Source organism: Mycobacterium liflandii (assembly GCF_022354805.1).
GTDB lineage: Bacteria > Actinomycetota > Actinomycetes > Mycobacteriales > Mycobacteriaceae > Mycobacterium > Mycobacterium marinum.
Map to the genome: position 1 here is coordinate 435,464 of NZ_CP023138.1, position 14,073 is coordinate 449,536.

Genomic DNA, 14,073 nt, shown 5'->3' on the forward strand with positions numbered 1-14,073 from the left:
GCCGGGCATCATGCCGATTGGGCGGTGATCCGCTCGCGCGCCGGGAAACCGTTGCGCTCTGCCAGCGACCGAAGTTGGCCCAACGCGAACGCCCGCGCCCGGCCTGCTTCCGGAATCACAACACCCGCCCAAAGTCCTTCCGCACCCGGCGACTCAACCGCGTCCCACGCACACGCCCACCGACGCGGGCACGCGCGACACAGCGTCTTGGCTTCCTCGTCGGGCGTTGTCGTCCAACGGTCGGGGTCCTGCGTGCAAACGCCCAGCGGAATCTCGTACAGAGCAGTTGCAGTCATATCTAAGCGTTCCTCCATAAAGCAAAAGCGTTGCAGGTTCGTAACCTCTGCCCGAGGATCGCATAGCATTAACCGTCGCAGTGCAACAGTTCCCGATGCAGGGCCGCACACCCTCCTGCTACAACTTCGCTGCGCGATGGGCCATCATAAGCATTCAACCTGGCATAACCAGCGGTAATTAGCTGTCAATCGGCTGGGTGACACGGCGCTCCACCCACCCCGACGCACACCCTTCCGGACAGAAACTGTTCCACTGCGCAATGCTTCGGGGTAGGATCAAACGTAGCGGTGGCCCGGTTTAACCAGACAACGGTCGCTTCGGAACCCCGCCGGCTGTCGTTCAAGAAACGTAGCGAAGGCATACCAATGGAAGGGTGCAACGGTTAGGATGTTGGTCAGCGGAACGCGCGCCTTGCCACCCGCCTCAGTAGCCGCGAGCGAGGAATCGACGTACATGCCCGACGCCGAATCGACTGCTCGGCCGGCCCTGCGAGTCGCCCGTGGCGGCGACTCACCGGGCCTGGTAACGCCCGGTCACCGACCCGTCGGCCGCGGCGCGCTGACCAACGCACGACTGGATGATCCCGTGTTAACGCAGACACATGTGCGAGCGGTTTCCGATGGTGGGCAACGGCGGATCGTCACCAACAGCCCAAACGGTAATGTCGTCGACGGAACAGGGAAAAGTTCTGTGGCTGTCAGCGACAAGACCATTGTCCGGTTCGGCGATCCCACTGGAGGCAAGGCGTTGACGTTCGAAGTCGTCAGGCCCTCGAATTCGCCTGAAGAAGACAGCCGTGAACAGCGACCGGCCGAGCAATCGGACTCTCAGACCAACGAGGCCGATCCTGGTGTGGTTCGCGCCGGGGCCGCCGCGGCGGCACGACGCCGGGAGCTCGACATCAGTCAGCGCAGCCTGGCAGCCGACGGGATCATCAATGCCGGCGCACTGATCGCGTTCGAGAAGGGCCGCAGCTGGCCACGCGAACGCACCCGCGCCAAGCTCGAAGAAGTCCTGCAGTGGCCCGCGGGAACCATCGCGCGGATCCGCCAGGGCGAGTCCGTTGCGCCAGAGCCCGCTCCCGAAGCCAGCGTGGAAGCGCCGACCTCCGACGGCCCAGCGTCGCTGATCGCGCAGGCGGTTGCCGCCGCGGTCGACACCTGCAGCCTCGCAATCGCCGCATTGCCCGCACCCGAGGAAGCCGACTTCACCGAGCGGGCCGCACCGATCCTTGCCGATTTGCGCCAGCTCGAGGGCATCGCCGTCCAGGCGACCCGCATCAGCCGCATCACACCGGAGCTGATCAAGGCGCTTGGTGCTGTTCGGCGCTATCACGACAAATTGATGACGCTCAGCGCAACCGCACCAGGAGCCACACTGGCGCAGCGTTTGTATGCCGCCCGGCGGCGGGCGAATCTGTCCACTTCGGAAACCGCGCAAGCCGCCGGAGTGACCGAAGAATTGATCGTCCGCGCGGAAGCCGAGGAAACTTTGCATGCCGAAGCCGCCGAGGCTATTGAAGCGCTCATCCGTCAAATCAATTGAGGTTGGCGCCCAGTGGCAACTCACCTTGAATCGCTCGAGTCCGAACGACCGGGGACCTTCGCGTTACCCCGGTATTCGAGCATGCGGACCTTGGTGCTGTGCGCGCGAAAATGCCCGCACTACCAAGAAATTCGTGCGTCGACCACGGCCGGAGCACTGCTAAGCTCAATGTACAGACCAAAGGTGCACACAAAAAGACAGTGCACGAAACACCGAGTGTAAGGAATCCCGCGAATGGCGCCAAAGGGAAGCGGTCTTTGCAAGACAACAAGTAATTTCATTTGGGGTCAGTTGCTTTTACTTGGAGAAGGCATCCCCGACCCGGGCGATATCTTCAACACCGGTTCGACGCTCTTCAAAGGAATCGCCGACAAGATGGGTCTGGCAATTCCGGGCACCAACTGGCTCGGCCAGGCGGCAGACGCCTATTTGAACCAGAACATCGCTCAAGAACTTCGCGCGAAGGTGATGGGTGACGTCGACTATCTGACCGGCAACCTGATTTCGAATCAGGCCGAATATGTGTCGAACACCCGCGACGTGCTGCGCGCGATGAAGAAGATGATCGACGGCGTCTACAAGGTCTGCAAAGGCCTCGAAAAGGTGCCGATACTCGGCTGGTTGTGGTCGTGGGAGCTCGCCCTGCCGATGTCGGGCATTGCGATGGCCACCGCCGGCGGCGCGCTGCTGTACCTGACCATCATGACGTTGATGAACCTGACCAAACTGAAGGGCCTGCTCGGCAGGTTGGTCGAAATGTTGGCCAGCCTGCCATCGCTGATCGGCGGCCTACTCCCGAACATCCCGGGCATCATCGACGACCTGTGGCCACCCAAGTTGCCCGACATCCCCATCCCGGGTCTACCGAACATCCCGGGCCTGCCCGATTTCACCTGGCCACCCAAGATCGACATTCCGGACTGGAACTTGCCGATCCCGGGGCTCCCCGGTTTCGAATTCCCGCCGACCTCGGGAATCCCCGGCATCGACTTCCCGTTCCCCAACATCCCGGGCTTGCCCAGCTTCCCCAGCCTTCCTGGGTTGCCGAGCATCCCGGACCTGTTCCCCGGCTTGCCCGGCCTGGGTGACCTGTTCTCCGGGATCGGCAAATGGGGCACGTTGCCCACCTGGACCGACTTGGCGGCCCTACCCGACTTCTTGGGTGGCTTCGCCGGGCTACCCAGCCTGAGCTTCTCCAACCTGCTCGGCTTCGCCCAATTGCCCAACGTCAGTTCGCTGACCGCGACGATGGGCCAGCTGCAACACCTGGTCGCGGCCGCTGACGGACCTGGCCAACTGGGCAGCATGGCGGGCCAGCAGGCCAGCATGATCTCGTCGCAGGCTTCCCAAGGCGGTCAACAGGCCACCCTGGTGAGCGACAAGAAGGAAGACGACGAAGACGGTGCGGCCGTGGGCAGCGCCGGTGCGGAACGCGCCCCCATCGACACGGGAACCAACACAGGGCAAGGTAACGAGGGGACCCTCCTCTAGTCCGGGCAACCGGCGGCGGCTCACTGGCCTACCAAAGCCATAGCGAGCCAAACCCATAGCGAGTAGAAAGTTAGACGTAGAGGAAAGGTCTACCCCCATGACAGGACTACTGAACGTCGTGCCTTCATTCTTGAAGGTGCTGGCGGGCATGCACAACGAGATAGTCGGCGAACTCAAATCGGCGACCAACGTCGTGAGCGGAATCGGCTCGCGGGTCCAGCTGACCCACGGCTCATTCACCTCGAATTTCAACGACACGCTGGTCGAGTTCGAAACCACCCGCAACAGCGCCGGGACAGGCCTGCAGGGCGTCACGGGCAAGTTAGCCAACAATCTGATCTCGGCCGCTGGCGCCTATCTGAACTCCGACGAAGGGCTCGCTGGCATCATCGACAAGATTTTTGGCTGATATGACCGGTCCGCTCGCTACCGGTCGCGCGGGCACCGGTGACGATGTCGTCGGAGTCGAGGTAACCATCGACGGCATGCTGGTGATCGCGGACCGGTTACACCTGGTCGATTTCCCTGTCACGCTTGGGATCCGGCCGAACATCCCGCAAGAGGATCTGCGAGAGATCGTCTGGGACCAGGTGGCGCGCGACCTTACTGCGCAGGGCGTGTTGGACCACAACGGACAACCGCATCCGGCGGTTGCGGCGATGGTCGACACGCTCAGCAGGGCGGACCGCACCTTGGAAGGCCGCTGGTGGCGCCGCGACGTTGGCGGCGTGATGGTGCGGTTCGTGGTATGCCGCAGGGGCGAAAGACATGTCATCGCAGCTCGCGATGGCGACATGTTGGTACTGCAGCTGGTGGCTCCGCGGGTCGGCCTGGCAGGCATGGTGACTGCCGTGCTGGGCACCGCGGAACCCGCCAATGTCGAACCGCTGACCGGCATTGCCAGCGAACTGGGTGAGTGCACCAATGCCGCACAGCTGACCCGATATGGGCTCACGCCGACCACCGCCCGCCTGTACACCGAAATCGTCACCAATCCGAAGAGCTGGGTGGAAATCGTCGCCAGCGAACGCCATCCGGGCGGCACTACCACCCACACCAAGGCTGCCGCGGGGGTCTTGGATTCAGTACATGGCAGGCTTGTCTCACTTCCCCGCCAAGTCGGCGGGGAACTGTACGGCAGCTTCCTCCCCGGTACCGAGCAGAATCTCCAGCGGGCGTTGGACAGTCTGCTCGAACTGCTTCCGTCAGGCTCGTGGTTGGATCGCGCCGACGCCACCACCCGAGGTTGACTTAATCCTCTCCGTTACGAGTTCAGAAAGGGACGCCACAGTGGACCTGCCCGGGAACGACGACTACAACCAAGATCTCGGCGCCCTAGATTTCTCCGGCGGCGGTACGTCTGAGGACTCTGGACTCGGTGCACTCGACGAGTACGCGCCCCCGAGCCCCAGGAAACCGAGCAAGCCGGAGCCGACCTGGATGCACTTCACGGGCTGACCGAGAAGGAAGACGAGCCCGACATCGCGATGTTCACCGTGACCAACCCGCAAGGGAGCGTGTCGGTCACGACCATGATGGGTGGCATCGTCCAGCGAGTTACGGTGACCGACAAGGCTGCGAACATGTCGGAATCCGCTCTGGCCGAAGAGATCTTTGTCATCGCTGATCTGGCCCGCCAAAAGGCGCGCGCCGCACAACACACGTTCATGGTGGAAGCCATGGCCAGCGAACTGAGCGACGAGACCGAAGAAGAAGGTGCGCTGTTGCGCGAGTTCGTCGGTATGACACTCAACTTGCCGACGCCGGAAGAAGCAGAAGCGGGCGAAGCCGAGGTATTCGCTACCCGCTACGAGGTCGACTACACCTCTCGTTACAACGAACGGTGATACATGACTGATCGCCTGGCCGGTTTGTTCGAAAGTGCCGTCAGCATGCTTCCGCTGTCGGAGTCAAGGTCCATGGACCTATTCACCGAGATCACAAACTATGACGAATCAGCGTGCGATGCTTGGGTCGGCCGGATCCGATGTGGCGATGTCGACCGGGTGACTTTGTTCCGTGCCTGGTACTCGCGCCGCAACTTCGGCCAGCTGGCAGGCACGGCGCAGATCTCGATGAGCACCCTCAACGCCAGGGTCCCCATAGGTGGTTTGTACGGAGACATCACCTACCCCGTTACCTCCCCCCTGGCCATCACCATGGGCTTCGCCGCATCCGAAGCGGCGCAAGGAAACTACGCGGACGCGATGGAGGCCATCGACGCTGGTGCGGTCACCGGTTCGGAGCATCTGGTGTCGTGGCTCAAGGCGGTCATCTTCGGCGCTGCCGAGCGCTGGACCGACGTGATCGATGAAGTCAAGGGTGCCGGGAAGTGGCCAGACAAGTTCCTGGCCGGAGCCGCCAGCGTCGCCCATGGGGTTGCGGCGGCCAGCCTTGGCCTGTTCACCGAAGCCGAACGCAGACTGACCGAAGCCAATGACTCACCGGCCGGCGAAGCCTGCGCGCAGGCCATCGCGTGGTATCTGGCCATGGCCCGGCGGGGCCAAGGCAACGAGGAAGCCGCGGTGGCACTGCTGGAATGGTTGCAGACCACGCATCCGGCTCCAAAAGTCTCTGCTGCGTTGAAGGATCCGTCCTACCGGCTCAAGACAACCAACGCCGAGCAGATTGCGTCCCGTTCGGATCCATGGGATCCGACCAGCGTGGTGACCGACAATTCCGGTCGCGAAAAGTTGTTGGCCGAAGCCCAAGGAGAACTCGACCGCCAAATCGGACTATCCCGGGTAAAAAGCCAGCTCGAGCGGTACCGCGCGGCGACCATGATGGCTCGCATCCGCGAGGCCAAAGGCATGAAAGTCGCACAGCCCAGCAAGCACATGATCTTTACCGGGCCCCCTGGCACCGGGAAGACCACGATCGCGCGGGTGGTCGCCAACATGCTCGCCGGACTAGGCGTTATCGCCGAACCCAAGCTGGTCGAGACGTCACGTAAAGACTTCGTTGCCGAGTACGAGGGCCAGTCAGCAGCCAAGACCGCCAAGACGATCGATCAGGCTCTAGGGGGCGTGCTGTTCATCGACGAGGCTTACGCCCTGGTGCAGGAGCGCGACGGACGCACCGACCCGTTCGGCCAGGAAGCGATGGATACCCTGCTGGCCCGGATGGAGAACGACCGCGATCGCTTGGTGGTCATCATCGCCGGTTACAGCTCCGATATCGATCGGCTGCTGGAAACCAACGAGGGTCTACGCTCGCGATTTGCCACCCGTATCGAATTCGACACCTACAGCCCGGAAGAGCTCCTCGAGATCGCGAAAGTCATTGCGGCTGGCAATGACTCGACGCTGAGCACGGCGGCCGCGGATGAACTCCTGCAGGCAGCCAAAACGCTGCACGAACGTACGTTGCGGGGCCGTCCGGCTCTCGACATCGCCGGCAACGGCCGATATGCGCGACAATTGGTCGAGGCCTCTGAGCAGTACCGTGACATGCGGCTAGCACAGGGCCTCGACATCGAGGCCCTCGATGTGGACAGACTGCAAGAGATCAACGGCGCGGACATGGCCGAGGCAATTGCCACGGTGCATGCACACCTCAATATGAGAGAGTGAAACATGGGGCTTCGCCTAACCACCAAGGTTCAGGTAAGCGGCTGGCGCTTCCTGCTTCGCCGAGTCGAGCATGCCATCGTGCGGCGCGACACCCGCATGTTCGATGATCCGCTGCAGTTCTACAGCCGCTCGATAGCGCTGGGCATCGTTGTCGCCGTATTGATCTTGGCCGGTGCCGGCCTGCTGGCCTACTTCAAACCAGCTGGAAAACTTGGTGGCAGCAACCTGCTGACCGACCGCGCGACTAACCAGCTCTATGTACTGCTGTCCGGGCAGTTGCACCCTGTCTACAACTTGACCTCGGCGCGCCTCGTGTTGGGCAGCCCTGCCGCCCCCGTCACCGTCAAGTCCTCCGAATTGAGCCAGTTGCCCTTGGGCCAAACCATTGGAATCCCCGGCGCCCCCTACGCCACCCCGGTTTCCGGGGACACCACTTCAACCTGGACCCTTTGCGACACCGTCAGCCGGGCGGGTACCGCCTCCGCCTCGGTCGAGACATCGCTGCTGGTGATGCCGCTGCGGATCGATGCCGCGATCGATCCGATCGAGCCCAACGAGGCGATGCTGGCGGACTATCACGGCCAGACCTGGATCGTCACATCAAAGGGACGCCACTCGATCGACCTCAACGATCGTGCGCTCACATCGGCCGTGGGCATCCCCATCACCGCCCAGACGGTCCCCATTTCCGAGGGAATGTTCAATGCGCTTCCGGCCAGGGGCCCCTGGCAATTGCCACCCATCCCCGCCGCCGGAGAGCCAAACACCCTCGGGCTTCCGGAAGATTTGGTAATCGGATCGGTGTTTCAAATCCACACCGACAAGGGGCCGCAATATTACGTAGTGCTGACCGACGGCATCGCCGCGGTAAATGGCACCACTGCCGCGGCACTGCGCGCCACTCAGTCTCATGGGCTGGTGGCGCCGCCCGCGGTGGTGCCGAGCCTGGTCGTCAGGATCCCCGAACGGGTTTACGCATCACCGCTGCCAGACGAGACCCTCAACCTCATATCCCGGCCGGACGACCCGGTCTTGTGTTGGGAATGGGAGCGTAGCGCTGGGGACCAGGCCCCCAACACGACGGTTCTCACCGGACGGCACTTGCCCATCCCGCCCTCGGCCATGAAGACCGGCCTCAAACAGATTCAGGGCAGGTCAACCGTCTATATCGACGGCGGGAAATTTGTTCAGTTGCAGTCACCCGATCCCCGATACGGCGAATCGATGTACTACATCGACCCGGAAGGGGTGCGCTACGGGGTGCCCGACGCCGACTCGGCCAAGGCGCAGGGCCTGGGTATACCGAAGACGGCACCGTGGGAGATCGTTCGCCTCCTGGTGGACGGTCCGGTGTTATCCAAAAACGCCGCTCTGCTCGAACACGAAACGTTGCCCTCCGACCCCAATCCTCGAAAAGTTCCAGCTGGGACACCCGGAGCACCTCAATGACCACAAAGAAATTCACCCCAACGATCACCCGTGGCCCCCGGCTCACCCCGGGCGAGATCAGCCTCACGCCACCGGATGATCTCGGTATCGACATCCCGCCGTCGGGCGTGCAGAAGATCCTGCCCTACGTCATGGGCGGCGCGATGCTGGGCATGATCGTGATCATGGTGGCCGGCGGCACCAGACAGCTATCGCCATACATGCTGATGATGCCCCTGATGATGATCGTGATGATGGTGGGCACACTCGCCGGGGGCAGCGGCGGCGGCAGCAAGAAGGTCCCCGAGATCAATGCGGACCGCAAGGAGTACTTGCGGTATCTCGCCGGCCTGCGCGGCCGCGTAACGACGTCGGCCACCTCCCAGGTTTCGTTCTTCGGCTACCACGCGCCCCATCCCGACGATCTTCTGTCCATCGTCGGCACCCAGCGGCAGTGGTCGAGGCCGGCCAACAGCGACTTCTATGCGGCAGCCCGCATCGGGATCGGCGACCAGCCGGCGGTGGACCGGCTATTGAAGCCGGCGGTCGGCGGCGAGCTGGCGGCCAGCAGCGCCGCCCCCCAGCCCTATCTCGAGCCGGTAAGCCACATGTGGGTGGTCAAGTTCCTGCGTACCCATGGGTTGATCCACGATTGCCCGAAACTCGTGCAGCTGCGCAGTTTTCCAACGATCGCGATCGGCGGTGATCGACCGGGAGCCGATCGACTGTTGACCGCGATGATCTGCCACCTGGCGGTCTTCCATCCGCCCGACCTGTTGCAGATCCGCGTCCTCACCGAGGACCCCGAGGATCCCGACTGGTCCTGGTTGAAATGGCTGCCACATGTCCAGCACCAGACCGAAACCGACGGGGCCGGGCCGGTCCGGATGATCTCCACGCGCCCGGACGGCCTGGCCGACCTGGCCGCCCGGGGACCCCACGCTCCCGACACTCTCCCCACCGGTCCCTACGTCGTGGTCCTCGACCTGACCGGCGGCAAGGCGGGCTTCCCGCCAGACGGCAGGGCCGGGGTGACGGTAATCACGCTGGGCAACCATCGCGGGTCCGCCTATCGCATCAGAGTGGCCGAGAACGGCACCGCAGACGACCGGCTGCCTGGGCAGCAGTTCCGGCTGGTGACCTCGGCCGCCGACAGCATGACGCCGCAGGAGGCCACCCGCCTCGCCCGCAAGTTGGCCGGATGGTCGATCACCGGAACCATCCTCGACAAGACCCAACGCATCCAGAAGAAGGTCGCGACCGAGTTCCATCAGTTGGTCAACGCCAAGAGCGTCGAGGACATCACCCCGGGCCGTTGGCGCATGTACACCGACACCGATCGAGACCGGCTCAAGATCCCGTTCGGTCACGAACTCAAGACCGGCAATGTCATGTACCTGGACATCAAGGAAGGTGCGGAGTTCGGCGGCGGGCCGCACGGCATGCTCATCGGCACCACCGGTTCCGGCAAATCCGAGTTCCTGCGCACCATGATCTTGTCGTTGGTGGCGATGACCCACCCCGATCAGGTGAACCTGCTGCTTACCGACTTCAAGGGCGGCTCGACATTTCTTGGGATGGAGAAGCTCCCACACACCGCGGCTGTCATCACCAACATGGCCGAGGAAGCCGAGCTGGTAAGCCGGATGGGCGAGGTGCTGACCGGTGAACTGGACCGCCGCCAGTCGATCCTGCGTCAGGCGGGGATGAAGGTCGGCGCGGCCGGCGCGCTGTCCGGCGTGGCCGAGTACGAGAAGTACCGCGAACGCGGCGCTGACCTTCCGCCGCTGCCGACACTTTTCGTTGTGGTGGACGAGTTTGCCGAACTTCTGCAGAGTCACCCGGATTTCATCGGCCTGTTCGACCGAATTTGCCGAGTCGGGCGATCATTGCGGGTGCACCTGCTACTGGCCACCCAGTCACTACAAACCGGCGGTGTCCGCATCGACAAGCTCGAACCCAACCTGACGTATCGCATCGCGTTGCGTACCACCAGCTCTCATGAATCCAAAGCGGTGATCGGAACCCCGGAGGCCCAGTACATCACCAACAAGGAAAGCGGTGTCGGCTTTCTCCGGGTCGGCATGGAGGACCCCATCAAGTTCAGCACGCTCTATATCAGTGGGCCATACGTTCCGCCGGCGACCGCTGAAACCAACGGCGATGGCAGCGGACCCAGTACCCAGTTCGCCAAGCGAGCCTTGCAGATCCGCGAGTTCACCGCGGCTCCGGTTCTCGAGGAAGCGCTGACACCATGATCCACGCCGGCGATGCTGCAGCAGGAAGCAACGAAAGGGAGCGGCGCTCATGACTGCCGAACCTGAAATACGGACGTTGCGTGAGGTCATCCTTGACCAGCTCAGCACCGTCGAGTCGCGCGCCTACAAGATGTGGTTGCCGCCGCTGGTTGATCCGACCCCGCTCGACGAGCTGGTCGCCCGCGATCGGCGACAACCACTTCGCTTCGCGCTGGGAATCATGGACGAGCCGCGCCGCCACCTGCAGGACGTCTGGGGCGTCGACGTGGCGGGCGCTGGCGGAAACATCGGTATCGGCGGTGCCCCCCAGACCGGCAAGTCGACACTGCTGCAGACGTTGGTCATGTCGGCCGCTGCCACGCACTCGCCGCGCAAGGTCCAGTTCTATTGCATCGACCTCGGTGGTGGCGGCCTGATCTATCTGGAGAACCTGCCCCATGTGGGCGGGGTCGCGGGCCGGTCCGAACCCGACAAAGTCCACCGGGTGGTCGCGGAGATGCAGGCCGTGATGCGACAACGAGAGGCCACCTTCAAGGAACACCGGGTCGGCTCGATCGTGATGTATCGCCAGCTGCGTGACGACCCCAACCAGCCCGTCGCCTCAGACCCCTACGGCGATGTATTCCTGATCATCGATGGATGGCCCGCCTTCGTCAGTGAGTTTCCCGACCTCGAAGGTCAGGTCCAGGACCTGGCCGCACAGGGGCTGTCCTTTGGTGTGCACACGATTCTGTCCACGCCGCGGTGGACGGAGTTGAAATCACGTGTCCGCGACTACCTGGGCACCAAGATCGAATTCCGGCTCGGCGACGTCAACGAAACCCAGATCGACCGCATCACCCGGGAGATCCCGGCGAACCGCCCGGGTCGGGCGGTGTCCATGGAAAAGCACCACCTGATGATCGGGGTGCCCAGGCTCGACGGTGTGCGCAGCGCCGACAACCTGGTGGAGGCGATAACGGCGGGCGTAGCTCAAATCGCAGCCCAGCACACGGACAAGGCGCCTCCGGTACGAACTCTGCCGGAACGCATCCACCTCCACGAGCTGGATCCCAACCCTCCCGGGCCCGAATCCGACTACCGCACCCGCTGGGAGATCCCGATCGGATTGCGCGAATCCGACATGGAAGTGGCTTACAGCCACATGCACACCAACCCGCACCTGCTCATCTTCGGTGCCGCCAAGTCGGGCAAGACGACCATTGCCCACGCGATCGCACGCGCCATCTGCGCTCGAAACAGTCCCGACCAGGTGCGGTTCATGCTCGCCGACTATCGCTCCGGACTCCTCGATGCGGTGCCCGACACACACCTGCTCTCGGCCGGAGCCATCAACCGCAACAGCGCGACGTTGAACGAGGCCGTCAAAGCCCTGGCCGCTAACTTGAAGAATCGGCTGCCCCCAGCCGACCTCACGACGGCTCAACTGCGCTCGCGTTCGTGGTGGAGCGGATTCGACGTTTTGCTGCTCGTCGACGACTGGCACATGATTGTCGGCGCTGCCGGCGGCATGCCCCCGATGGCGCCATTTGCGCCCTTATTGCCGGCGGCGACCGATATCGGCTTGCACATCATTGTGACCTGCCAGATGAGCCAGGCCTACAAGGCGACCATGGACAACTTCGTCGGTGCCGCATTCGGTTCGGGCGCTCCAACAATGTTCCTTTCCGGCGACAAGCAGGAATTCCCCTCCAGTGAGTTCAAGGTCAAGCGGCGCCCCCCCGGCCAGGCGTTTCTGGTCTCGCCCGACGGCAAAGAGGTCATCCAGGCCCCTTACATCGAGCCGCCAGAAGAAGTGTTCGCAGCACCCCCAAGCCCCGGTTAGGATTATTTCATTGCCAGCGACGCATCACCCGAGCTGACGGAAATCAAGCCCGGGAGGCGATCACCGGCAGGCCGTTTCGGCGACAACCAAATGAGGATTTGTCCGAAGCGCAAATAAAGGAGAAGAAGCAGGCAAATGGAACAAAAGTCACACGGCCCGGCGATCGCCGACATCGGCACACTATTGAGCGGCAACGCTCGCATTGGTGTGACCTCCGATGCGGCAGCGTTGGCGTCGGTGACCGGGGTGGTTCCAGCTGGGGCAGACGAGGTGTCGACGCAAGCGGCCGCAGCCTTCGCCGCCGAGGGCGCCCAGTTGCTGGCTTCGAGCTCGGCGGCTCAGCGGGAGATCCACCGAGCCGGCGAATCGCCCCACCGTATCGCCCCTAACCCTGCAGAAGTCAGCGACGGCGCAACCAGCGTCATCGTGTAGAAAATCAGTCACCAGACACGGCGCAACAAGAAGGAGTGATCACCATGCTGTGGCACACAATGCCACCGGAGCTGAATACCGCTCGCCTGATGGCCGGCGCGGGCCCGGCCCCGATGCTGGCCGCGGCCGCCGGATGGGAGGCTCTGGCAGCCGCCTTGGACGCTCAGGCCGTCGAATTGACCGCGCGCTTGAACTCGCTCGGCGAAGCGTGGACCGGAGGTGGCAGCGAGAAAGCCCTAGCGGCCGCTCTGCCGATGGTGACCTGGTTGCAGACCGCCTCGACCCAGGCCAAGACGCATGGCCTACAAGCCGGTGCGCAGGCCGCCGCATACATGCAGGCCATGGCCACAACGCCTTCGCTACCCGAGATCTTTGCCAACCAGATCACCAACGTGATCCTCAACGCGACCAACTTCTTCGGCATCAACACGGTTCCCATCGCCTTCAACGAGATGGATTACTTCGTCCGCATGTGGAATCAGGCGGCGCTGGCGATGGATGTCTACCAGGCCGAGACGACGGCCAACACGCTGTTCGAACAGCTTGAGCCGATGACGTCGATCCTCGATCCCGCCACGGCACAGAGCATGCCGACTTCGTCGACTCCGCTGCTGGACATGGCGTCACAGGTCACCGGCATACCGAGCAGTGAGCTTCAGCAGACCGCCACGCAGGTCGCCGAGGTGAGTGGCCCGATGCAGCAGCTGGCACAACCGGCGCAACAGATGACGTCGGCGTTCAGCAACACCGGCAGCTCGGGCAACGGCGCGGACGAAGAAGGCTTCCGGATGGGCCTGCTCGGGGCCGGCGCGCTGTCCAATCACCCGCTGGCAGGTGGGTCAGGCCCGACCACCGGCGCGGGCCTGCTGCGCGGTGAATCACTACCCGGCGCCGGCGGGACCCTGACCCGCACGCCACTGATCAGCGAACTCGTCGAAAAGCCGATGGGTCCGTCAGTGCAGCCGGCCGCGGCTGCCGGATCGTCGGCAAGCAGTGGCGCCGCCCCGGTGGGCGCCGGCGGAATGGGGGCAGGAGCTGGCGCCGGTGCTGGCGGTTCGTCGCGGCCAGGCATGGCCGCCCTGGCGACGCTGACCCAGGAGCGGGACGAGGCCGACGAAGACGACTGGGATGACGAGGACGACTGGTGAGCGTCGTCAACACGAACAGACTTCCCGGCCACCCGGGCCGGAAGACTTGCCAACAATTTGGCGAGGAAAGAAAGAGA

13 protein-coding genes are annotated in these 14,073 nt (G+C 63.5%); 12 read left to right on the forward strand and 1 reads right to left on the reverse strand.

Features of this window, described 5'->3' with window-relative positions:
- Window positions 1-8: 8 nt before the first annotated feature.
- Complete coding sequence (locus CKW46_RS02060; protein ID WP_117436920.1) at window positions 9-296, reverse strand: WhiB family transcriptional regulator; 288 nt, start codon at window positions 294-296, stop codon at window positions 9-11.
- Window positions 297-750: 454 nt separating this feature from the next.
- Here CKW46_RS02060 and espM point away from each other — a divergent pair, with 454 nt between their 5' ends.
- The 12 genes from espM to CKW46_RS02120 all read left to right on the forward strand — a co-directional run bounded on the left by espM (window position 751) and on the right by CKW46_RS02120 (window position 13,996).
- Complete coding sequence (gene espM, locus CKW46_RS02065) at window positions 751-1,842, forward strand: ESX-1 type VII secretion system transcriptional regulator EspM (protein WP_020785505.1); 1,092 nt, start codon at window positions 751-753, stop codon at window positions 1,840-1,842.
- Window positions 1,843-2,076: 234 nt separating this feature from the next.
- Window positions 2,077-3,333, forward strand: coding sequence for a type VII secretion system ESX-1 associated protein EspE (espE, locus tag CKW46_RS02070; protein WP_482052734.1), 1,257 nt, complete (start codon window positions 2,077-2,079; stop codon window positions 3,331-3,333).
- 97 nt (window positions 3,334-3,430) lie between these two features.
- Window positions 3,431-3,742, forward strand: coding sequence for an ESX-1 secretion-associated protein (locus CKW46_RS02075; RefSeq protein ID WP_012396940.1), 312 nt, complete (start codon window positions 3,431-3,433; stop codon window positions 3,740-3,742).
- Between the two features lies 1 nt (window position 3,743).
- A complete protein-coding gene (locus CKW46_RS02080; protein ID WP_015357687.1) occupies window positions 3,744-4,583 on the forward strand; it encodes an ESX secretion-associated protein EspG in 840 nt (279 codons plus the stop codon).
- A gap of 40 nt (window positions 4,584-4,623) precedes the next feature.
- Window positions 4,624-4,791, forward strand: coding sequence for a hypothetical protein (locus CKW46_RS02085; protein WP_499018669.1), 168 nt, complete (start codon window positions 4,624-4,626; stop codon window positions 4,789-4,791).
- A gap of 29 nt (window positions 4,792-4,820) precedes the next feature.
- Window positions 4,821-5,180, forward strand: a complete 360-nt coding sequence (locus CKW46_RS02090) for a hypothetical protein (protein WP_499018672.1) — start codon at window positions 4,821-4,823, stop codon at window positions 5,178-5,180.
- A gap of 3 nt (window positions 5,181-5,183) precedes the next feature.
- Window positions 5,184-6,905 (forward strand): type VII secretion system ESX-1 AAA family ATPase EccA1, encoded by a 1,722-nt coding sequence (gene eccA1 / locus CKW46_RS02095; RefSeq protein WP_020785500.1) that lies wholly within the window; start codon window positions 5,184-5,186, stop codon window positions 6,903-6,905.
- 3 nt (window positions 6,906-6,908) lie between these two features.
- On the forward strand, window positions 6,909-8,354 hold the full coding sequence (gene eccB, locus CKW46_RS02100) for a type VII secretion protein EccB (RefSeq protein ID WP_482052735.1): 1,446 nt from the start codon (window positions 6,909-6,911) through the stop codon (window positions 8,352-8,354).
- On the forward strand, window positions 8,351-10,591 hold the full coding sequence (eccCa, locus tag CKW46_RS02105; protein ID WP_020727040.1) for a type VII secretion protein EccCa: 2,241 nt from the start codon (window positions 8,351-8,353) through the stop codon (window positions 10,589-10,591). The genes eccB and eccCa overlap by 4 nt, the downstream gene beginning before the upstream one ends.
- Window positions 10,592-10,640: 49 nt before the next feature.
- Window positions 10,641-12,416, forward strand: a complete 1,776-nt coding sequence (eccCb, locus tag CKW46_RS02110; RefSeq protein ID WP_117436926.1) for a type VII secretion protein EccCb — start codon at window positions 10,641-10,643, stop codon at window positions 12,414-12,416.
- Between the two features lie 135 nt (window positions 12,417-12,551).
- The gene (locus CKW46_RS02115; RefSeq protein WP_482052736.1) at window positions 12,552-12,848 is read left to right on the forward strand and encodes a PE domain-containing protein; all 297 of its coding nucleotides are present in this window, start codon (window positions 12,552-12,554) and stop codon (window positions 12,846-12,848) included.
- A gap of 44 nt (window positions 12,849-12,892) precedes the next feature.
- Complete coding sequence (locus tag CKW46_RS02120; RefSeq protein ID WP_117436932.1) at window positions 12,893-13,996, forward strand: PPE family protein; 1,104 nt, start codon at window positions 12,893-12,895, stop codon at window positions 13,994-13,996.
- Window positions 13,997-14,073 lie beyond the last annotated feature (77 nt).

Coding starts and splice junctions, on each gene's coding strand:
- CKW46_RS02060 (WP_117436920.1), bottom strand. CDS start 296: ATGACTGCAACTGCTCTGTACGAGATTCCGCTGGGCGTTTGCACGCAG.
- espM (WP_020785505.1), top strand. CDS start 751: ATGCCCGACGCCGAATCGACTGCTCGGCCGGCCCTGCGAGTCGCCCGT.
- espE (WP_482052734.1), top strand. CDS start 2,077: ATGGCGCCAAAGGGAAGCGGTCTTTGCAAGACAACAAGTAATTTCATT.
- CKW46_RS02075 (WP_012396940.1), top strand. CDS start 3,431: ATGACAGGACTACTGAACGTCGTGCCTTCATTCTTGAAGGTGCTGGCG.
- CKW46_RS02080 (WP_015357687.1), top strand. CDS start 3,744: ATGACCGGTCCGCTCGCTACCGGTCGCGCGGGCACCGGTGACGATGTC.
- CKW46_RS02090 (WP_499018672.1), top strand. CDS start 4,821: ATGTTCACCGTGACCAACCCGCAAGGGAGCGTGTCGGTCACGACCATG.
- eccA1 (WP_020785500.1), top strand. CDS start 5,184: ATGACTGATCGCCTGGCCGGTTTGTTCGAAAGTGCCGTCAGCATGCTT.
- eccB (WP_482052735.1), top strand. CDS start 6,909: ATGGGGCTTCGCCTAACCACCAAGGTTCAGGTAAGCGGCTGGCGCTTC.
- eccCa (WP_020727040.1), top strand. CDS start 8,351: ATGACCACAAAGAAATTCACCCCAACGATCACCCGTGGCCCCCGGCTC.
- eccCb (WP_117436926.1), top strand. CDS start 10,641: ATGACTGCCGAACCTGAAATACGGACGTTGCGTGAGGTCATCCTTGAC.
- CKW46_RS02115 (WP_482052736.1), top strand. CDS start 12,552: ATGGAACAAAAGTCACACGGCCCGGCGATCGCCGACATCGGCACACTA.
- CKW46_RS02120 (WP_117436932.1), top strand. CDS start 12,893: ATGCTGTGGCACACAATGCCACCGGAGCTGAATACCGCTCGCCTGATG.